Source organism: Aeromonas intestinalis (genome assembly GCF_054052485.1).
The window spans coordinates 29,808-48,439 of sequence record NZ_JBSTYK010000011.1 but is presented as its reverse complement, the minus strand read 5'-3'; the positions used below and the strand labels follow the sequence as shown (position 1 = coordinate 48,439).

Sequence of the window (18,632 nt, the reverse complement as noted above, 5' to 3'; positions counted from 1 at the left end):
CAGATTTAATGCAAAAGATATGCCTAACCAAGCTAATCCATTGACGCTATGGGATTTATGTGAACCGTATCCGATTATTCGTGTCGGCTGAGACCACGACTGCATACTTGCAACATATCGATCCCATCCCAGTGCCACTCGAACGCCAGCGCCTGGCCCGGTGCCACCACTCGGTCAATCCGGCAGAAGGGAGCAACCAGCAGCGCCGCTTCAAACCCGGCCCTGTCATCGCCGACCCAGACACAGGTCTGCATGTCCCAGGGCTGCGCCAGCAACTCACTCAGGGTATCGGCCATGAATTCGGCGACTGTACCTCCTCCGACGTATGCGAGCCGCAACGAGTTCGCCGGAGTCAATAAGGTGACGCCAGACAAGCAGCTCACCCTTATCGAACCTTGCTCGGCGGCATTTTGTTGACTGTGGATGAGCCGTTCCATTACCAGAGCGGGATCCTGAGCGAAGGGGGCAAAAAGGGTTTTCAGCAGGCGGTAACGCAGGTCTTCGGTTGGTTCGCCCAACCAGCAGAGAGTGGTTGGGGAAGCACAGGCCTGCTGGTTGAAACGGATGCAGTCCTGTTGCAGGGCGGCCAGGGTCCGTTGCCAGCCCTGCGAATCCAGCCCGGCAAGCCAGCGGCTGTCGAGTACAGCCATCGAACGACGATCTGGAAATACCACTTCCTGTGCCTCTGGCGCCAGGGGAATGGCTCGCACCTGGCGGATGGTATCATCCCCGCCCCAGATGATGCGTAGCCGGCAGCGCGCCGATAGCCAGGCGGTGATGCCCTCGTCGTGACCATAGCGAATGAAGCGGGTACGGGCGGCGACCTCTTGCCATTCACGGAGGCTGAAGAGTTCATTGAGGATCGCCAGCATGGCCTCCTGCTGCGGATCCCGGCGCGACGACAGCCGCACCACACAGGGGTTGCCCATCAACAGGGCCATCAACCAGGAGTAAAAAGCCACCGTCGGCACGTTGGAGGGCACCAGATGAAACGTGACCCCCATCGCTCCCCTTCCCTGCAGTCGCAGGATCTCTCTGGCCAGCTGGCGAGGTCGCAACCAGAAACCGAACGCGGCCAGGTCGGGATGGCGACGCCCCTCCTGCTGCAATCGGGCTGACAGCGCCGCCACGAAATCGCAGATGACGGGAGCAAAACAGGAGAGTGGCTGCGGGCAAAACGTCTGCCAGCTCCCCATCGGTGCCACGAAGCTGACGGCCGGCCCCGCCTGCCAGAGCCCGGTTATCGTCCCGGGCGGGCTCATTGGAAGGTGTCGCTGCATCCCCTCACCTCGGCGCCAGCCTGGCGCCCCAATACCTGAAAATAACGGCCATGGCGGCCACAGGGGCAATCATCTTCCCCCAGCAGCACGCCGAGATCCTCGGTCAGCAGGCTGTGACCGGGATAACTGCCCGGTATGGCCGAAAGCACCTGCAGCAAGCCTGGTTGGCCTATTGCCAGTGGTTGATGGGTCAACGGGTCACGCACCAGCAAATCGGCAAACACGGGGGCATGGAGGTGCCCCTGCTCACACTCGACGAAGATAGAGCCTACCTGCTCCACCATCCCATAAAAGTTGTGAACCCGGCTCAGTCCCAGCTGTTCGCGGCAACGGGCCTTGAAAGCGGGATTGTCCACCGCCAGGTGCTGCAATTTCTTCCAGCCACCGCTGTGGAAGAAGATGCCCTGCTCCAGTGGCAACTGCAGTCCACGCTCGCGTAGCGGCTCCAACAAGCACTGCCATACCATAAAGGTGAAGCCAAACAGCAGTACGGGCTGACCGGCATATTTCTCGCAGAAGGCTTCGATCACAGGCCAATTGGGACGCATCTGTTCATCAAGGGCATAAGTGTGGTCACGCCCAAGGAAAGAGAGTCCAAGTGCACCGGCGCCACGTGCCGAGAACCCGCTGCGATTCTGGATGAGCGCGGGTTGTTCCACCAGCAGCATGGGCAGCCGCTGTTTACCGACAAACTCCTGCAGGATTTTCACCAGCACCTTGCTTTGCAGGGCGGCGGTCTCTCTGTCCAGCACTATCTGTGACGCAGTCCCCGTGGTGCCCGACGAGGTAAGCACCTTGAACACCTCATCCTCCGGCACGCTTTTCCACCTTGCCAGTTTGAACAGGCGGGCGGCAAGATAGGGCAGCTCGGCGTAAGAGATGGCTTGCCCCCAACCAAACGCCGACAAGACGTTGGCGTATGCAGGGCAAGCCTGCTGATGGCGAGCAGTCAGCTCATTGAGACGCGTCAGCAGCAGAGCCGACTTCTCTCGTTGCGCCAGGCCAAATATTGAAGCATCCAGTAATGCGTTCATGATGCCTCCAGCAACGCCAACAGGGCCGGGTAGTCGACTTTCATGTTGCTGCGACGCGGCAGTGGCTGCACACGGATCAACACGCTGGAAGGGGGGACCTTTAACCAGCCGGCAATCTCCCGTTGCAGTTCGTCACAGGCCATCGGCTCCCCTTCGATGGCCACCAGCAGGCGATCATCCCGACCGGTCGCAGCGCAGAGATAGCCCTGCGCCTGCAGCCAACACTCCACGTCCGACAGGCTCACCCGCTTGCCAAAGAGCTTCAGGAAGCGATTGAGACGTCCGGTCAAATAGAACCGTCCCGCCTCGTCGCAACGAGCCAGATCGCCGGTAAAGAGAGACTCCACCTCGCGTCCGTGCGACAGCTCAGCCCGACCTTCGGCATAACCGAGCATGACGTTGGGACCGTCATAAACCAGCTCCCCCTCCCCTTCGGGCAGTCCCGCCTCGGGGCGCAAGGTGAGATGCCCTCCCGGCACGGCACGGCCAATGGCATCGGGGACAACCAGCACTTCATCGTGCCCCAGCCAGGCGATGCGTGGTGCAGCCTCGGTCTGGCCATACATGACGAAAAAACGACGCCCCAGCGTCGCGGCCTGAAGAGCGAACTGGCTTGCCAGGGCTGGCTCGAGGCGCCCACCGGCCTGAGTCAGGGTCATGAGGCTGGGATAACGGTTCCAATCAAAGCGCAAGCGGTTCAGCATCTGGAAGGTAAATGGGACTCCGGCCACGCTGGTGACCCGATGAGTATTGACCTCTTCCCAAAACTGGCGCTCGAGCGGGCTGACCGCACTCTGTACCAGCGAGGCTCCCACCAGCAGATGGCTGTTGAGCACCGACATGCCGAAGGAGTAGTAGAGCGGCAAACTGGTGATCGCACGCTCCTCAGAGTCCAATGCCAGATACTCGGCGATGGCGGCAGCGTTGGCATTGAGGCTGGCTCGGGAGAGTCGAACCCATTTACTGGATCCCGTGCTGCCAGAGGTGGGCAGCAACAAGGCAAGATCGGCGTACAGTGCAGGGGGTTTGCCAAGAGGTAAAAGGCCGCCTTCCGTAGTGACCACCAGGCTCGCGCCGAACCGCTCGCACAGCTCACGCCGCGTCTCCTCATCTTGGGCCGGATCAGCCAGCATCACCACATGCCCCTCACGCAGAGCCAGCAGATAATGCAACAAATGACGGGTTGAGGTAACAAACGGCAGGTAGATGAGCTGGCGCCCCTCCGGGTAGGTCTCTGCAAGCCGTGCTACCCGCTGTGCCAGCTCGCCATAGCTGAGCCAGCCTTCATCGGGATCCCGCCAGGCGGGAGCGCCATTGCCAGCGACCAGATGGGTTAGCAAATCGGGTGAACTCAAATCAGCATTCCCCCGTCGACTCCGATCACCTGGCCCGTGACATAGCAGGACATATCCGAGGCCAGGAACAGGGCCACCTTGGCCACCTCGTCCGGAGTGCCGATACGCCCCATGGCGATACTGGCCACCCGTTCGTCAAACTTGGCGGATGGCAACGAACGCGCCATGTCAGTATCGATAAAACCTGGGGCGATGGCATTGACCCGGATCTGGCTTGCGGCCAGCTCCTTGGCCAGAGACTGGGTAATGCCAATCACCGCCGCCTTGCTGCCGGCATAGCTGCTGAGTCCGGCCGCCCCTACGCATCCCATCAGGGAGGCCATATTGATGATGCTGCCACCGCTACTGCGTTGCATCAGGCGAGCAGCATACTGACTGCAATAGAGCACACTGAAGGCGTTGTGACTGAACGTCTTGTCCAGCTGCGCCTGGCTGACCATGCCAAGCAGGGCATCCTCAAGCACTCCGGCGTTGTTGACCAGCACATCCAGCTGGCGAGTCTGGGAAAACAGTTGCTGGAAAGCTTGCTTGACCGCCTGCGGCTCGGCCACATCGAAACACAAGGGCTGACAGGGAACACCAAACTCGGTGGTTAGCTCTGCCGCGACCCGGCACAGAGCGGATTCATCACGTCCCCCCAACCACAGCTCGGCCCCCTGTGCGGCGAACTGGCGAGCGATGGCCAGACCGATGCCGCGCCCGGCGCCGGTGATCAGCACCCGCTTGCCCCGCAACAGCGCCGTCATTAGAGAGCGGCCTCGTATTTGGCCAGAATCTCGCGAGCTTTTGCGACCGAGCTCATGTCGATGATGTCATCGGTATCGAGCAGGACGCCGTAGTGATCCTCCAGGTGAGCAATCAAGCCCATATGCGCGACAGAATCCCACTGAGGGATGCTGTTGTAGGCCAATGTATCACTGACGATATTGAGCTCGATCCCCAGGGCATCGGCAAAAACCTGTTCCAAAGATATTGTCATCTGAAAAATCTCCGCAGCCGTTCGCGGGCAGCATAATAATCCACAGGATTTAGCTCAAGCGAGACAAACCCATTGTCATAGCCTAATTGACGATAGCCCAATTGCTCATTCAAACGTAAGGCAGCATCATTGCCTTCCCGCACCAGGGTTCGGATAAGGCCAATATTCAAGCCATCGAATGCCTGATCCAGTTGTGACAAGGCAGCGGCAATGCCCAGCATGGGGTGACGTACAGGAGATGTGCCCAGATAGAGGCCTGCATCTGCCATGGTCTGAGACTGCAAACTACCTCTGTGCACCCCTTTCAGGTTGACATAGCCCGCCCGCATCCCCTTGCACCAGAGCACCCAATGACGCTGATCCGGCCGTTCTTGGCTGGCAACGAACCACTGCCGCTGCTGGTGAGGAGAGACAAGCGCCTGGTCAACCATTTGCAAGCGCACTTCATCCCGATTACGCCAGCGTCTCAGGATGGGCAAGTCCCAGGGTTCCAGCAGACGCAATTCGACACCGTAGCTCATGCTTGGTACCACTTATTGTTCACGACTTGCCTAGGTTATCGACCACAATGGGGCAACTCCGTAGCAAAAATCAGTAATATTCGTTAGAAAGTCGATATAATATCAAAACTAATCAATGAGTTGTCCGCAATAATCTCGACAATCACCACATCTTGAGAGAGTTTGTATCATGGCCATCGCCATCATTCCGGCCCGAGGCGGCAGCAAGCGTATTCCACACAAGAACATCCGCGCATTCTGTGGTCAACCCATGCTCGCTTACGCCATCAATGCGGCCCGTACAGCTGGGTGCTTCAGCCATATCGTGGTCTCCACCGATGATGAGGAAGTAGCCGGCGTGGCCCGTGAACTCGGTGCCGAGGTACCTTTTTTACGTGCCGCCAACCTCGCTGATGACCATACCGGCACCACCCCCGTGGTGATCGATGCCATCCGGCAACTCGACCACCTGGGCATGACCGCCGAACACTATTGCTGCATCTATGCCACTGTCCCCCTCATCCAGGCCGACGACCTAAAGAGTGCACATCAGTATCTGCTCGCGAGTCAGGCCCCCTTCGTTTACACGGTCGCGGAGTTTGGCTTCCCCATTCAACGAGCGGTACGCATGGATAAACGAGGATGCGTCACCCCCTTCTGGCCCGAGCAGATGGCCCTGCGTTCCCAGGATCTGGAGCCTGCCTATCAAGATGCGGGGCAGTTCTATTGGGGAAGTCGTGCAGCCTGGCTGGGGAACATCAGTCCGGTAGGTGGCAACGGCGTAGGCCATATCTTGCCAAGGCACAGGGTGGTCGATATCGATACGCCTGAGGATTGGCACCTGGCCGAGCTACTCTATCGGGCGTTGCAACAACATGACGCTTGAGGTCGCGTTTCGGCTCGACGCAGGCCCCGAGATAGGGTTGGGCCATCTGATGCGCTGCCTGGCCATCGCCGATCGATTGCAAGTGGCGGGGGCCGAGTGTCACTTTCTTTGCCATGAATTGCCATCTCACCTGCAATCCCTACTCAAGCAACACCGCTATCACCCTCTTGCAGCACTGGATGATGTGGGCCCCCTGCCGCATTTACGACCAGCCTGGCTTGTCATCGATCATTACGCCATCGCACAGTCCCTTGAAGCCTCTTTGGCCCAGCACTGTGGTCAATTGCTCGTGCTCGACGATCTGGCAGATAGGCCACACCACGGTCAATTGCTGCTGGATCAGGGGCCCTTGCGCACCAAGGCCGACTATCAGACCCTGATCCCTGACAATTGCCGACTGCTGCTCGGTACGGATTATGCGCTGCTGCGCCCTGCCTATCGCCAGCTTGCTCGCCGAAACATCGCCCAATGGCGGCGTGGTCTCATCTGCTTTGGCGGCGCCGATCCGGCCGGCGCTTGTCTCATCACCCTCAATACCCTGGCCCAATTGCCTTGGGCAAAAAACATGTCGTGGACTCTGGTGGCCGGCTCGGCCAATCCTCTCTGGGACCAGTTGCAGCAAAAAGTGGCCGAGCTACCCGATCTTCACATCGATTTGTTGCGCCAAAGCGATCAGATGGCACTGCTGATGGCGCGGCACGATTTTGCCATCGGTGCGGCAGGCGGCATGACTTGGGAGCGAGCTTGCCTCGGGCTGCCAACTCTGGCGGTCCCCATCGTCGACAACCAGCAGTTCAACGATGAAGTGATCGCCCGCTTCCAGCTGGCCGAACGCATGACGCTAAGTGAGTTGGCCGACCCGGCACGCCTCGAGCAGGCCTTGCTTTCACTCGAACGGCGAGCTGAGGCCTATCGCCAACGTGGTCAGCAACAAGTGGATGGATTGGGGCTCGATCGTCTCATTGCCTGGTTGCTGCCTCAGACCAACTATCAACTGCTGCCAGAGGGGCAGGCGTGGCAACTTCTGCATAACGGGACGCCACTACTCAATCTGGAACTCGCCGGCCAACAACTGCATTGGAAGGCACATCGCCCACTTAGATCCGAAGATTGGCAAGAGCTGGCACATCGCTTGCTAATCATTTTCTCTCATTTTCCACTCTATCTTGCCAACCCGCCGCAATTGACGCCGCCCTCCCCCTGGTTGTCGGCGCCATCTGGTTGGCTACTTGGCGCAGGAACCTAATCACAGATGCAGATTGCCCATCAATCCATCGGCCCGACTCAGCGCCCCTATGTGATCGCCGAATTGTCGGCCAATCACAACGGAGACCTGACTCGCGCCCTGGCCATCATGACCGCGGCCAAGGAGGCGGGAGCCAGTGCAGTCAAACTGCAAACCTATCGTCCCGATACCATCACTCTCAAAAGCGATCGCCCCGAATTCCAGATCCATGGCGGCTTGTGGGATGGCCACAGTCTGTATGACCTCTACGAGTGGGCTCATACCCCTTGGGAGTGGCATCAGGCTCTGTTTGCCAAGGGACGTGAGCTGGGGCTCACGGTTTTCAGCAGCCCATTCGATTTCAGCGCTGTCGATCTGCTCGAATCGCTAGAGTGCCCGGCCTACAAGATCGCCTCTTTCGAATTGGTTGACCTGCCCCTCATCCGTCATGCCTCGCAGACCGGCAAACCCCTCATCATGTCCACCGGCATGGCAAATGAAGCCGAGATCGCCGCTGCGGTCGAAATGGCGCTAAAAAACGGCAATGGCCAGCTGGCCCTGCTGCACTGCGTCAGCGGCTACCCGGCGCCGGCGGCCGAGTACAACCTGCGTGCAATCCCCATGATGCGCCAGCGCTTCGGAGTCGAAGTGGGTCTCTCCGATCACACCCTGGGTGCAGCCACTGCCATTGCTGCCACTGCCCTTGGAGCCACCGTCATCGAGAAGCACTTCACCCTGGCACGCGCCGATGGCGGGCCGGATTGCGCCTTCTCCATGGAACCCGCAGAGTTAACCGAGCTTGTGACCTCGGTCAATACTGCCCATGCCGCACTCGGCGTCGCCGACTATCAGCTTACCCCCAGCGAGCAGGACAACCGCGCATTTCGCCGCTCTCTCTATCTGATCAAGGAGATAGCCGCTGGAGAGCGCCTGACCGAGGCTCATATCAAATCGGTCCGACCGGCCCTTGGCCTCCCCCCTGCCGATTACGATCGCCTGCTCGGCAAGCGGGTCACCCGGAGTATGGACGCCAACCAACCGCTAAACTGGGAGTGGATAGCACAGGATGAATGAAGAGTTGCTTCGCCATCAGCTGGCGATGATAGAAGAACGCTGGCCCACTCTGGCCATCACGCTATCCAATGCCCAGTTGGGGGAGCTGCAGGTCGAACTGTGCGAAGGCGCGGGGAGCACGCTCCAGGTCAATCATATTCAGCTCAGCAGCCGCCATGACCGTATCGCGGAAGCGCAGTTGCAGGCCAACAGCCTGCCAGATGCGCGTGAACTACATCTCTATGGTACTGCCCTTGGGGATTTGCCTCCTCTTTTGCTGGCCCGCCCGGATCTGGAACGACTGCATATCCACATCCTGAACCACGCCTTGTTTACACTGCTGCTGGCATTGCTGGAAATGGAGTGGCTGCAGGATCCCAGGATCCAGCTCAGTCTGGCCAGTGATGAAACTGAAATCTCATTGCCCTTCTTCGCCATCCCCAGTGAGCTGGAACTGGCGGAGACAGCAGCCAGCCGTATCCGTGGCCGATTGATCAGTGAAATCTCGGCCGAGTATACCAAGTTGAGATTTTCACCTGACTCACTGCGGGTCCAGTCCAGACTCACTGAAAACCTGCCATTGATACGTTCGGACGGTGACGTTACCAGTCTGTTTGATTCAGCCCCTCACGGGACGGCGCTGGTCATAGCCAGTGGTCCGACACTGCAGCAACACCTCCCCCGCTTGGCGGCATTGCTCGACCGCCATCCAGACTGGCAATTGCTCTGTGTTGATACCGCATTGGCCCCGTTAAGGCAGCATCACATCACTCCTCATCTGGTTGTCTGCATCGACGACAGCTTGACCCAGAACCATCTGGCCAGTGACGGTCTCATCACAGTGCCCCTTGTTTATAGCCCCATGGTGCCTAACGTCACATTGAACAGCTGGCCCGGGCCAAGGCTCACCGCCTATTCCATCAGCCCCATGTACCAGAGCCTGCGCGAGTCACTGCCCAAAGGGGTGCTGCATCAAGGTGGGAGCGTCCTGCACCCTGCAGTCGATCTCGCCGTCAACATGGGCTGCAGCGACATAATCCTGCTGGGTTGCGACTTCGCTTTTCCGGGAGGGCAGACCCACACCGGCTGGCAGGATGGCGCACTCGGACCAACCGCTCACCAGACGTTCAGCTGGACACTGGATGGCCACGGTCATCGAGTGGCAACCAATCCCAATTTCACCACTTATCAGATTGAGCTGGAACGCTACATCGCCAAGCATCCGCAGACTCGCTTCTGGAATACCAGCCGTGATGGCGCGGCGATCCTGGGGAGTCATTATCATCCGGAGTTTGTATCATGAGTCTGCGACAAGAGTGCATCAACCTGGCCCAGCGCTTCCGACTGGGCCATCATCTGGAAAGTGCGCAACATTTGCCTGTGTTGATTGAGAAAGTGCTGACCACAATTCCCGTGTCTCAGCATGCGAATATTGCCGGCATGGTCGCGGCAATGTTGGCTTGCCAGGAGCGTAGCGACTGGCTGGGGCTGGCCGACTGGCTGGAAGGTGAGCTGGTGATGCTGTTGGACTCGGCAACCCAAGAGGGCCGTGATCAATGATCAGGCCCTCTTAAAGCACTCTATTTGAATACGTTCAGCCCCACAAAATAAGCGGTATCATGCCGCTCTAGTGCATCGGCGTAGATGCTCTTCGCATCGTCAAAAAACTGCTCCAGTATGCCAATGGCGACATCCAGTTTTTCGGCAAGTGCAGTCGCATCACTATTCATCTCGGCAAGCATCAAGCTGATGATGTTGGCGTAGAAGTAGTTCAGTGATCCAATCAGAACCCGATACAGATGCCCCTCATTGCTCATCAGGAGATAAAGCAGATAATCGTGGTGTCGTTGCATCATCAGTTGAATGGTATTGTGTTCACGATCCACATTCTGCCAGTCATGGCGTAATTTCTCGATGATCTCATGAAACAGCGGTACGTTGATGGCAGCCTGGAAATCAATGCTGGTAACATCAAATGACTGGAAACAATTAGTCAGGATCTCATCAACGACGGCCCGCTTGTCAATATCAAACCAGTTCGGTATCAATGCCTCGACACGGCGGGGAGAAGCCCCCTTGATATAAGCCCCATCACTACTATTGATGCAATGTACATCAGGATGAGTCGCTAGCACCTGCTCCATATTATGGATTGCCAGTCCGAACAGATGGTTTATACGAACTTCTCCGCCAAAATTGGCCCGAGCAGGGAAGGTGTCTTTCAGGTTTTGTTGGTACTTTGCCTCTTGTTTTTCATTGTAATAAAGGCTTAGTTTGGAATGGTGTTTGTCCGCCGATTTATATCCATTATCGATACCAAATAGATATACTTCCTTAAATCCTAACAGCGCGGCATAATTCACCCCCGTATTTCCTACGAAAGGATTGGAGTACTGAATAGCTTCGTACTCAAACTCTGACCCAAAACGCGTGGACAATATTTTATACATGGGTTCATTGGGCTTGAATGCCATCCCTGTTTTACGGAAGAATTCCTTGCACTCAGGATGAATGACATCGACACTCAGAAAGACACAATCTTTGATGAAGTCATCTGCATTCAAGATTCGCAGAAAATCGGCCGAACTTTTGGTGCGTTCGACGGCAACATAAATATCAGGCTTGATATCAGCCTTATAGAGGGCACTCACCGCCGTACCACAGGCAATAATGATGGCCTGATGCTGATGTTGCCGAATAAAATCGATACTTTGATCCAGTGAAGGACCATTGCCTACCACAAAGACCGGCAATGTCGCAGCCAGCCTGGTGTCTCGGTCCCGCTTCAAGAATGGGGTACCGTCTTGCAGGTGTGTATGGCTGTGGGCTAATGCATACACATTGTCATCGAAAAATCCCCAACCGGTTCTGAGCAAATAAAATTCATTTTCGACTTGCTGAATAAGGGCATCCAACTTGGGGGAATGGTAGTGACGGAAAGAGAAGTATGCGGCTGACCAAAAAGCGCCCTTGCGATGCAAGGCCTCCATCATGTCTGCAGCTAATAACTTCTCGTCAACACCGATGAATAGATGCAGAGTCAGAGACTCTTGCTCCATATATGTCAGCAATGCATGCCAATCAAAACAGAACAGCGAGGCATAGAACAGGTCAAGGTCTGGCTCAAAAGCAAACAGATTCCTTATCTTGCATCGCTCGTAAAGATAACCCAGTTGATAACCGAGTCCTACACCATACATCAATGACAAAGGAATATCCGTGCTCAAGGCATTTTTGAGTAGTGGACTGCCCTGGCTGGATTTCTGCTTTAGCTTTGAAATTTCATTGTTGTACTTGATATGAATTTGATCGTCAAAATACCATTGCGGGGCGAAGTCAATACACTGCAACGTACTCTGTTCGAGCACTTCAGTGATTTGGTGTTGTGCATCGGCGAAGGGGTCTTCACCATAGAGTGCTATTTCAGTATCCATCCACAGAAGATTGGGAATGCCATTTTCATTGCAGAAGAAGCGAAATGGACGCACCGGCTGATAATCCACGAAAAAATCATGAATATCTGGCATGTATTTCTTGAAGGCTTCCATGTTGTTTTGAAAGCGCAGTGGCAACATCTGGACCATCGCCGCTTCTTGTTCATGCTGCTGGCTCAACCGAGAAAGCTCTGCTTCTACTTCGCCAATCTTCTGTGTGATATCCATCAGTCGTTATCCTGCGTGTTTCTTGTACAACTCGGTCGCTCGTCCTGCCTTTGACAGACTCAACAGCTCGGTTTCTATTTGGCTTCTTTCTCTTTCGACCAGAGCCAGCAAGTCTTTAAACTGCAGCAGCACTTGCCGTCCTTCATGCTGCAAAGCATGAGGTTTCGCATCGCTGAAATGTTCATCCAGCCCTGAGAGATAAGTATCCATCAAGGCCTCGACATCGCTGGGGGGGCTGACTGTCAGCATGGTCCGGATCCTCTCCCCCAAGGCATGCAGTTCTGCCAGCTCGGTAGGCATCACTCGACCTTCTCTGATTGTTGACGGGCAAGTGCCTGCGCACGTTCTTCCGCTGGGATTGCATCCCAACCACTCTTGATGGTCAACATCAGCTGACCGACTTCGTCCAGTGGCGTCGTATCCATGCTGCGGCTGGCATCCTGCAGACGCTGTTTCATATAGTCATAGAGTGCAAACAGATCTTCCGGCACCTTGCCATAGGAGAGATCCAAGGCATCTTGCAGGCCATTGATAAGTGCCATGCATTTGGAGATGGCGACCGATTTCCCTTCAAAATCCTTGCGCTCTATCGCCCCTTTCGACTGGGCGATACGCTCGACACAACCTTGCATCATCAACTGGATGACACGATGAGGATCCGCGACCGCCATCTCGGCTTGCAGACTCTGAGTGGTATAGGCTTTGATATTCTTGCGATACATGACAACTCCCCTCATTCGGGATCGTGATGAAGATAAATCAGGAAGATGAAGAGCCGGACGTATTAATGAGGCTCAGATAAGAGGCCGACTGATTCATCTTGGCAAGCAGGGTGTCCAGCCCACCATAGCGAGCACGCAGGTTGGCTTCATACTTCACCAGTTGAGCAGAGGCATCCGCTTCTTTTTGGGCTAGCGTACGTAGATCTGCATTAAGCGAGTCTTCTCGCTGGGCCAGTAAACCGCCGGTCTTGGAATAGCCCTCCAGAGCTGTAGCCATTTTTCCCGCCACACCATTTTCACCACCAAAGATGGCAACGACCTGCTCAAAGTTTTTATCCAACGCCTCATCGAACTTCTCACTATCTAGGGAGAGAACCCCCTTGTTGTCCATCTTCACACCAAGCTGGAAAATAGTGGAGAAGGTGCTCGAATTATCAGAAGGAGAGATGATGGTATTGCTCATCAGGTTGGTCACACTGCGAGTGACCGAGTCGCCAGCGAGAGCGCCCCCATCGTCTTTGCTCTGACCAGCCACCATGGTATTACGCTTGCCCAAGGCTTCTGTCTTGCTCACCAAGCTGTTATAGCCATCGATAAAGCTCTTGACCATGGCTTTGATGCCATCTTTATCGGTCGATACATCTACCTTGTTGGATTTTTTGGAACCGTCCGTCTCTTTATCTGACTCACGCAGCACTGTGACCTTCAAGCCCATGATGGTGCCATCGAAGGTGTTGGTATCACTGGTCAGCGTGCTGCCATCGACATTGATCTCGGCGCTGCCCGCGTCCTGGGTTTGGGTCAAAGAGGAGGCGAAGTTGCTCAGGCCTGTCGTGTTGCCACTGATCTGAAGATCCTTGCCGGTACCGCTCACACCAGAATCCATCACCAGCTTGGCTTTGCCATCCGAAGTGTTGATGATGTTGGCGGTCAGACCGAAGTTATCACCATGGTTGTTGATCTTCTTGCGCACGCTCTGCAACGAGTCACCGGCTTTGACATCCACGGAGAAGGTCTTGTCCCCGGCCTTGAAGGTCATAGTGCCATCTTCGGTGATCAAGGGGTCAGTGGAGCTGTCAAAGGTCCCTTCAAACTTGCTGGTCGTTGCCAGTTTATTGACGGTGATATTGTACTGACCATTGGAGGAACCAGCCTTGCTCTCCACCTTGAGGATCGGGTTGTCCTTGTCCTGGGTGATGTTGACGGCACGCTTGTTGAACGCATCCGTCTTGGCCATGTCTTTGAGTGTGGTGACATAGGCAGCAATGGCCGATTTAAGCTGACCCACACCAGACAGAGTGATCTGGGTGCTGGTTTTCTTGGTAATGATCGGTTGCTGGATTTGCGCCTTCCTCGCATCCAAACTGGCGGAAATGACGCTCTCCAGATTGATACCAGATCCGGCCCCTGCCGACGTTATCGTTGCCATTGTCTTGCCTCCTCATTCACGATGGTCGGTTCATTTCATATCTCGCTATCAAACAGCAAACCTCTCCTGGGATTGGCTCCGGCCTCTCCTTGGCGTAAAGCTTGGATCCGCTTGTTGATAGCAATCAACTCTTCACTGGGGATCTGACGGATCATTGACTTCGTCTCAGCATCCATGACCTTGATCACCACCTGATCAAGCTCTTTCTCCACGCTGAAGTTGACCGTCCATCCTTGTAACTGGCTGAACTCTTGCAAGTTCTGTACCTGTTTCTCAATATCTGCCTGGCTCTGCTTCATCGACGGTGTCAACTCCTTTGACCCCTGCTTGCCTTGATGCGCAATGCCGGCATCTTCCACTCCGCCAGAAAGCAATTGAGCGGCCACTTGGCCGCTCTTGTCACTTAGCTGTACGGAAGAGCCACTGGCAGATGACAAGTTACCCAGTTCTGTTGTCATCTTTTCTCTCCCATTTCAATTAGCCTGTCAGGCTGGCGGCCTTAGCCGAGCAGAGACAGGGCTGATTGTGGACGCTGGTTGGCCTGAGCCAGGATGCTGGAAGCCGCCTGTTGCAGGATATTTTGCTTGGTCATGTTGGCCGTTTCAGTCGCAAAGTCCGCATCGCGAATACGTGAACGGGCTGCGCTCAGGTTTTCTGAGACGTTGGACTGGTTGCGGATAGTCGAGTCAAAACGGTTCTGGACCGCACCCAGCTCGGCACGCTTGCTATCCACGGCCTGGATCATGAAGTCCAGGTTGGCCATGGCAGATTGCGCAGCACTGGCCGTGGTAATGGAATTCATATTCGCAACATCGACTGGGCCAGTTCCGTCAGTCACCTTGTACGGTTCCTTACTGCCTGTCGAACCCGCGGCGATAGTAGCGCTGCCCTTGGTGGCAGAGGCGATACCGCTGATGGTGAAAGCGGAGGTCATCTTGAAGGTGATGGTCTGACCGGCATCGGCACCCACCTGGAAGGACCCTTTGTAGCTACCATCGAGCAACTTCTGGCCACCGAAAGTGGTATCGCTGGAGATACGATCGATCTCCGTGGTCAGTTGGTCGTATTCCTGCTGCAGTGCGGTACGGTCATCGGAGTTGTTGGAGCCGTTGGCAGATTGCTGGGCCAGGGTACGCATACGTTGCAGCATGGAAGTGACTTCATCCATGGCACCTTCAGCGGTCTGGGCGACGGAGATACCGTCGTTGGCGTTGCGGTTGCCCTGGTCCAGACCGTTGACCTGGGAGGTCAAGCGGTTGGAGATCTGCAGACCCGCCGCATCGTCTTTTGCCGTATTGATGCGCAGACCGGACGCCAGACGGGTGTAAGAAGTATCCAACGATTTATTGGTGTTCATCAAGTTACGCTGGGCGTTCAATGATGATGTGTTGGTATTGATATACATAGCCATAAAAGATCTCTCCTGATGAACAAGAAACTGCGGGCTCTGCTGTCGATACAGTCAGGATCCCACCGTTCAGATGGACAGTTTGAACGGACTGTGCCATCTGGCGGGTCCTCTGTTTGAACGGACACAGGACCCGCAGTTGCGCAAATGTTGGTTTTCCGAACACCCCTCAATTTGCTTCACACTCTGTAACGGCAGCCTCATCGGAAGCTTTAGGAAATTTATTGCCGCATTCGTCAACAAAGAGGCAAGCATCAACCGCCAGCACTCGCAATGCATCATCAAGCAACCAAGTAGGCATCATAGGAGAACAACGTTCCTGACACAGGAGGGCAGTACGAAATGCAAGATTGGCATAAGAAATGCTTTAATCTATATGTCGCCGGTTTTCCGGCGCCCATAAAAAAGGCCGACATCAAGTCGGCCAAAGAAGAGCTTACGCTCAGGAGAATAACCTCGAGGATGACAGAGTGAACGATCTGCGCAACACTCGAGGGGTATACCAAGTAAGAAAATCTCTCTTTCGATAGAACAAGGCGTAAATCCGAACACCCCATTGTTCCATCTTTCTTACCAGGGCGGCCTGAACAACCGCCCTTTTCTTTTTTCTAAAATCCTGTGATTTAGCCTTGCAGCAGAGAGAGTGCTGACTGCGGACGCTGGTTGGCTTGTGACAGTATGCTGGAAGCCGCCTGTTGCAGAATATTCTGCTTGGTCATGTTGGCGGTTTCGACCGCAAAGTCTGCATCACGGATCCGGGAGCGCGCGGCGGTCACGTTTTCCGAAATGTTGGACTGGTTGCGAATGGTGGAATCAAAGCGGTTTTGCACGGCACCCAGCTCGGCACGCTTGCTATCCACCGCCTGGATCATGAAGTCCAGGTTGGCCATCGCCAGTTGGGCACTGCTTGCTTGCGAGATGGTCTTCACATCTGCGGCCGTGACGGCTGTCCCTGGTGTTTTTCCCACTGCATACGGTTCTTTACCCGTTCCGGTCGCAATAGTGACGGTGGCGCTGCCTTTGGTTGCCGACGCAATACCATCCATGGTGAAGGCGGTGGTCATTCTGAAGGTAATGGTTTGACCTGCATCGGCACCCACCTGGAAGGAGCCCACATAACCGCCGTTCAGCAGATTCTGCCCACCGAAAGTAGTGTCTTTGGCGACGCGATCAATCTCTGTCATCAGTTGGCTGTACTCCTGTTGGAGCGCAGTACGGTCGTCAGAGTTGTTGGAGCCGTTTGCTGACTGCTGGGCCAAAGTACGCATCCGTTGCAGCATGGAAGTAACTTCGTCCATGGCACCTTCGGCGGTCTGCGCAACGGAGATACCGTCGTTGGCGTTGCGGTTACCCTGATCCAGACCGTTGATCTGGGAGGTCAGGCGGTTGGATATCTGCAGACCCGCCGCATCGTCCTTGGCAGTATTGATGCGCAGGCCGGAGGCCAGACGGGTGTAGGAGGTATCCAGAGATTTGGTGCTGTTCATCATGTTACGCTGAGCGTTGAGCGATGACACGTTGGTATTGATATACAGGCTCATAACTTTTCTCCTAAGCTATTAAATTTTATCTTTAATTCACTCAGGCTTTATTGTTGTCTGTGCCTGATATGTTTAGGTTAACGGCGCGTTTTGATGATGCTTTAGTGTTTTTTTACAGCCTTTGGAGCTGTTATCGCCGCCTGACCTATATATCGGCCCCTCTTTCCGAGTCTTGAGAAAAATGTTGGCATTTTTTCCTCATGCAACGCTCAAAGACGATGTCTCCCGCCACCAACCCCGGGGTCGGAGGCTGCCATCGCACCTGCCCGGCAAGGCCTCAAGCCGCCGGAAACTTGGTCTGGCTCCCACTTTTGCACGCCAGTATTGCTCGTCTGCCCACCTTGCCCCTAAAATCGCCGCCCCATCATTTATCAGACCTGAGTTGTTCCCCATGCAGACGCTAGTTGAGCAGATTGTTTATATCAGCGACATGTTTGGTACTGCAGTATTCGCGTTTTCCGGGGTCCTGGTCGCAGGTCGCCTGCGGATGGATGGTTTCGGTGTCATGGTATTGGCGGCGGTCACCGCCATCGGCGGCGGCACCATCCGCGACATGATCCTGGGCGCCACCCCGGTATTCTGGGTACGCGACCCCCTCTATATCTGGGTGGTCATCGCCACGGCCCTGATCGGTATGTGGATGGTCAAGCTGCCAAGGCGCATGCCCTGGTATGTGCTGCCGGTGGCGGACGCCTTCGGATTGGCCCTGTTCACCGTGATCGGGGCCCAGAAGGCGCTTAACTTCGGCACATCAGGATTGATCGCCGTGCTCATGGGCACCATGACAGGGGTGGCCGGCGGCATGATCCGGGACGTACTGGCCCGGGAAGTGCCCATGGTCCTGCAAAAAGAGATCTATGCCACCGCCTGCATCCTCGGCGGCATCCTCTATACCCTGGCCCTGGAAATCGACATGGACAGGGTGACCGCCATGCTCATCTGCATGACGGCCGTCTTCGGCCTGCGGGTGGCGGCCATTTACTGGCACCTGTCACTGCCCACCTTCTCGTTGCAACGCAACTGACACGCACCGGCGCGGGAGATCTCACCCCCGCCGGTGCAAGATTGAACCAAGCCCGCTTTTCTGTTGTCATAAAGGGGTCGTTTCAATCCGGACTATCTCATGCAAAAACTTGGGTTCATGACCACCCTGATACTGATGATGGTGGCGGCCAATGCTGGCGCACAGGCCCTGTTCGGGCGCCTGGCATCGACCCCGGTGCAGCAGTTCAACCAGCAGATCCGCCAGGCCAGCAGCAGTCAGCAGAGCTGGGTCAATGACTACCGTGAAGTGGCGCGGCGCTTTGTGGGCCACGAGAACATGCCAAGTCGCATCCATGCCCAGCAGCTGGACAAGGATCTGGTCCTCTCGGTCGCCCTCGATGGCCACAAGAGCGACATGATCTACATCCTGACCCTGTTTCGCCGTGACAATCTCTGGCAGATGCGTCAGGCCCAGATGGGCTGGCGTTGTCTCGGTCAGGAGACCTTCACCCCTGTCCCCTGCCCCGAGTCGACCATCACCCCCTAGGGCTCGGCAGACGACCATAAAAAAATC

Annotated in this window: 20 protein-coding genes; 7 read left to right on the top strand and 13 right to left on the bottom strand. The window is 55.8% G+C overall.

The window, feature by feature from the left end; translation table 11 throughout:
- Positions 1-74: 74 nt before the first annotated feature.
- Genes ACW5W7_RS14880 through ACW5W7_RS14855 form a run of 6 tightly spaced genes read right to left on the bottom strand, consistent with a single transcriptional unit; the run spans position 75 to position 5,181 of the window.
- A complete protein-coding gene (locus tag ACW5W7_RS14880; RefSeq protein WP_456502212.1) occupies positions 75-1,262 on the bottom strand; it encodes an acyl-CoA reductase in 1,188 nt (395 codons plus the stop codon).
- Positions 1,259-2,314: a LuxE/PaaK family acyltransferase gene (locus ACW5W7_RS14875; protein ID WP_456502211.1), complete on the bottom strand. Its 1,056-nt coding sequence runs from the start codon at positions 2,312-2,314 to the stop codon at positions 1,259-1,261. The genes ACW5W7_RS14880 and ACW5W7_RS14875 overlap by 4 nt, the downstream gene beginning before the upstream one ends.
- Entirely contained in the window at positions 2,311-3,669 is a 1,359-nt protein-coding gene (locus ACW5W7_RS14870) for an AMP-binding protein (protein WP_456502210.1), read from the bottom strand. Before ACW5W7_RS14870 ends, ACW5W7_RS14875 begins: the two co-directional genes overlap by 4 nt.
- On the bottom strand, positions 3,666-4,415 hold the full coding sequence (locus tag ACW5W7_RS14865; RefSeq protein ID WP_456502209.1) for an SDR family NAD(P)-dependent oxidoreductase: 750 nt from the start codon (positions 4,413-4,415) through the stop codon (positions 3,666-3,668). Before ACW5W7_RS14865 ends, ACW5W7_RS14870 begins: the two co-directional genes overlap by 4 nt.
- Positions 4,415-4,648 carry an acyl carrier protein gene (locus tag ACW5W7_RS14860; RefSeq protein ID WP_456502208.1) on the bottom strand — a complete coding sequence of 78 codons (234 nt, stop codon included), beginning with the start codon at positions 4,646-4,648 and terminating at the stop codon, positions 4,415-4,417. The genes ACW5W7_RS14865 and ACW5W7_RS14860 overlap by 1 nt, the downstream gene beginning before the upstream one ends.
- Positions 4,645-5,181 carry a GNAT family N-acetyltransferase gene (locus ACW5W7_RS14855; protein WP_456502207.1) on the bottom strand — a complete coding sequence of 179 codons (537 nt, stop codon included), beginning with the start codon at positions 5,179-5,181 and terminating at the stop codon, positions 4,645-4,647. The genes ACW5W7_RS14860 and ACW5W7_RS14855 overlap by 4 nt, the downstream gene beginning before the upstream one ends.
- 157 nt (positions 5,182-5,338) lie before the next feature.
- Here ACW5W7_RS14855 and pseF point away from each other — a divergent pair, with 157 nt between their 5' ends.
- From pseF to ACW5W7_RS14830, 5 genes are read left to right on the top strand one after another with little or no spacing between them, the layout of a single operon-like run.
- Positions 5,339-6,034 carry a pseudaminic acid cytidylyltransferase gene (gene pseF / locus ACW5W7_RS14850; protein ID WP_456502206.1) on the top strand — a complete coding sequence of 232 codons (696 nt, stop codon included), beginning with the start codon at positions 5,339-5,341 and terminating at the stop codon, positions 6,032-6,034.
- Positions 6,024-7,280 (top strand): UDP-2,4-diacetamido-2,4,6-trideoxy-beta-L-altropyranose hydrolase, encoded by a 1,257-nt coding sequence (pseG, locus tag ACW5W7_RS14845; RefSeq protein WP_456502205.1) that lies wholly within the window; start codon positions 6,024-6,026, stop codon positions 7,278-7,280. Before pseF ends, pseG begins: the two co-directional genes overlap by 11 nt.
- Positions 7,281-7,286: 6 nt before the next feature.
- Positions 7,287-8,333, top strand: coding sequence for a pseudaminic acid synthase (gene pseI / locus ACW5W7_RS14840; RefSeq protein ID WP_456502204.1), 1,047 nt, complete (start codon positions 7,287-7,289; stop codon positions 8,331-8,333).
- Positions 8,326-9,615, top strand: coding sequence for a motility associated factor glycosyltransferase family protein (locus ACW5W7_RS14835; RefSeq protein ID WP_456502203.1), 1,290 nt, complete (start codon positions 8,326-8,328; stop codon positions 9,613-9,615). The genes pseI and ACW5W7_RS14835 overlap by 8 nt, the downstream gene beginning before the upstream one ends.
- Positions 9,612-9,872: a hypothetical protein gene (locus ACW5W7_RS14830; protein ID WP_456502202.1), complete on the top strand. Its 261-nt coding sequence runs from the start codon at positions 9,612-9,614 to the stop codon at positions 9,870-9,872. The genes ACW5W7_RS14835 and ACW5W7_RS14830 overlap by 4 nt, the downstream gene beginning before the upstream one ends.
- A gap of 20 nt (positions 9,873-9,892) precedes the next feature.
- Here the strand turns inward: ACW5W7_RS14830 and ACW5W7_RS14825 are convergent, their stop codons facing one another.
- The 7 genes from ACW5W7_RS14825 to flaA all read right to left on the bottom strand — a co-directional run bounded on the left by ACW5W7_RS14825 (position 9,893) and on the right by flaA (position 17,074).
- Positions 9,893-11,974, bottom strand: coding sequence for a motility associated factor glycosyltransferase family protein (locus ACW5W7_RS14825; RefSeq protein WP_456502201.1), 2,082 nt, complete (start codon positions 11,972-11,974; stop codon positions 9,893-9,895).
- Between the two features lie 6 nt (positions 11,975-11,980).
- Complete coding sequence (locus ACW5W7_RS14820) at positions 11,981-12,223, bottom strand: hypothetical protein (RefSeq protein WP_349921767.1); 243 nt, start codon at positions 12,221-12,223, stop codon at positions 11,981-11,983.
- A 50-nt stretch (positions 12,224-12,273) separates the two neighbouring features.
- Complete coding sequence (gene fliS, locus ACW5W7_RS14815) at positions 12,274-12,696, bottom strand: flagellar export chaperone FliS (protein ID WP_349921766.1); 423 nt, start codon at positions 12,694-12,696, stop codon at positions 12,274-12,276.
- 37 nt (positions 12,697-12,733) lie between these two features.
- Entirely contained in the window at positions 12,734-14,125 is a 1,392-nt protein-coding gene (fliD, locus tag ACW5W7_RS14810) for a flagellar filament capping protein FliD (protein ID WP_456502200.1), read from the bottom strand.
- 35 nt (positions 14,126-14,160) lie between these two features.
- A complete protein-coding gene (locus ACW5W7_RS14805; RefSeq protein WP_456502199.1) occupies positions 14,161-14,583 on the bottom strand; it encodes a flagellar protein FlaG in 423 nt (140 codons plus the stop codon).
- 41 nt (positions 14,584-14,624) lie between these two features.
- Entirely contained in the window at positions 14,625-15,536 is a 912-nt protein-coding gene (flaB, locus tag ACW5W7_RS14800; RefSeq protein ID WP_456502198.1) for a flagellin B, read from the bottom strand.
- A 620-nt stretch (positions 15,537-16,156) separates the two neighbouring features.
- Positions 16,157-17,074, bottom strand: coding sequence for a flagellin A (gene flaA, locus ACW5W7_RS14795; protein ID WP_456502197.1), 918 nt, complete (start codon positions 17,072-17,074; stop codon positions 16,157-16,159).
- Between the two features lie 391 nt (positions 17,075-17,465).
- Between flaA and ACW5W7_RS14790 the strand changes: the two genes are divergently transcribed.
- Together ACW5W7_RS14790 and ACW5W7_RS14785 are read left to right on the top strand one after the other, a co-directional pair.
- Positions 17,466-18,098: a trimeric intracellular cation channel family protein gene (locus ACW5W7_RS14790; RefSeq protein ID WP_349921761.1), complete on the top strand. Its 633-nt coding sequence runs from the start codon at positions 17,466-17,468 to the stop codon at positions 18,096-18,098.
- Between the two features lie 99 nt (positions 18,099-18,197).
- Positions 18,198-18,605, top strand: coding sequence for a hypothetical protein (locus ACW5W7_RS14785; protein WP_349921759.1), 408 nt, complete (start codon positions 18,198-18,200; stop codon positions 18,603-18,605).
- The last annotated feature ends 27 nt before the right edge of the window (positions 18,606-18,632 follow it).

Bases quoted from the DNA above. Each gene is read 5' to 3' on its own strand.
- ACW5W7_RS14880 (WP_456502212.1), bottom strand. From the start codon at position 1,262: ATGAGCCCGCCCGGGACGATAACCGGGCTCTGGCAGGCGGGGCCGGCC.
- ACW5W7_RS14875 (WP_456502211.1), bottom strand. From the start codon at position 2,314: ATGAACGCATTACTGGATGCTTCAATATTTGGCCTGGCGCAACGAGAG.
- ACW5W7_RS14865 (WP_456502209.1), bottom strand. From the start codon at position 4,415: ATGACGGCGCTGTTGCGGGGCAAGCGGGTGCTGATCACCGGCGCCGGG.
- ACW5W7_RS14860 (WP_456502208.1), bottom strand. From the start codon at position 4,648: ATGACAATATCTTTGGAACAGGTTTTTGCCGATGCCCTGGGGATCGAG.
- pseF (WP_456502206.1), top strand. From the start codon at position 5,339: ATGGCCATCGCCATCATTCCGGCCCGAGGCGGCAGCAAGCGTATTCCA.
- pseG (WP_456502205.1), top strand. From the start codon at position 6,024: ATGACGCTTGAGGTCGCGTTTCGGCTCGACGCAGGCCCCGAGATAGGG.
- pseI (WP_456502204.1), top strand. From the start codon at position 7,287: ATGCAGATTGCCCATCAATCCATCGGCCCGACTCAGCGCCCCTATGTG.
- ACW5W7_RS14835 (WP_456502203.1), top strand. From the start codon at position 8,326: ATGAATGAAGAGTTGCTTCGCCATCAGCTGGCGATGATAGAAGAACGC.
- ACW5W7_RS14830 (WP_456502202.1), top strand. From the start codon at position 9,612: ATGAGTCTGCGACAAGAGTGCATCAACCTGGCCCAGCGCTTCCGACTG.
- ACW5W7_RS14825 (WP_456502201.1), bottom strand. From the start codon at position 11,974: ATGGATATCACACAGAAGATTGGCGAAGTAGAAGCAGAGCTTTCTCGG.
- ACW5W7_RS14820 (WP_349921767.1), bottom strand. From the start codon at position 12,223: ATGCTGACAGTCAGCCCCCCCAGCGATGTCGAGGCCTTGATGGATACT.
- fliS (WP_349921766.1), bottom strand. From the start codon at position 12,696: ATGTATCGCAAGAATATCAAAGCCTATACCACTCAGAGTCTGCAAGCC.
- fliD (WP_456502200.1), bottom strand. From the start codon at position 14,125: ATGGCAACGATAACGTCGGCAGGGGCCGGATCTGGTATCAATCTGGAG.
- ACW5W7_RS14805 (WP_456502199.1), bottom strand. From the start codon at position 14,583: ATGACAACAGAACTGGGTAACTTGTCATCTGCCAGTGGCTCTTCCGTA.
- flaB (WP_456502198.1), bottom strand. From the start codon at position 15,536: ATGGCTATGTATATCAATACCAACACATCATCATTGAACGCCCAGCGT.
- flaA (WP_456502197.1), bottom strand. From the start codon at position 17,074: ATGAGCCTGTATATCAATACCAACGTGTCATCGCTCAACGCTCAGCGT.
- ACW5W7_RS14790 (WP_349921761.1), top strand. From the start codon at position 17,466: ATGCAGACGCTAGTTGAGCAGATTGTTTATATCAGCGACATGTTTGGT.
- ACW5W7_RS14785 (WP_349921759.1), top strand. From the start codon at position 18,198: ATGCAAAAACTTGGGTTCATGACCACCCTGATACTGATGATGGTGGCG.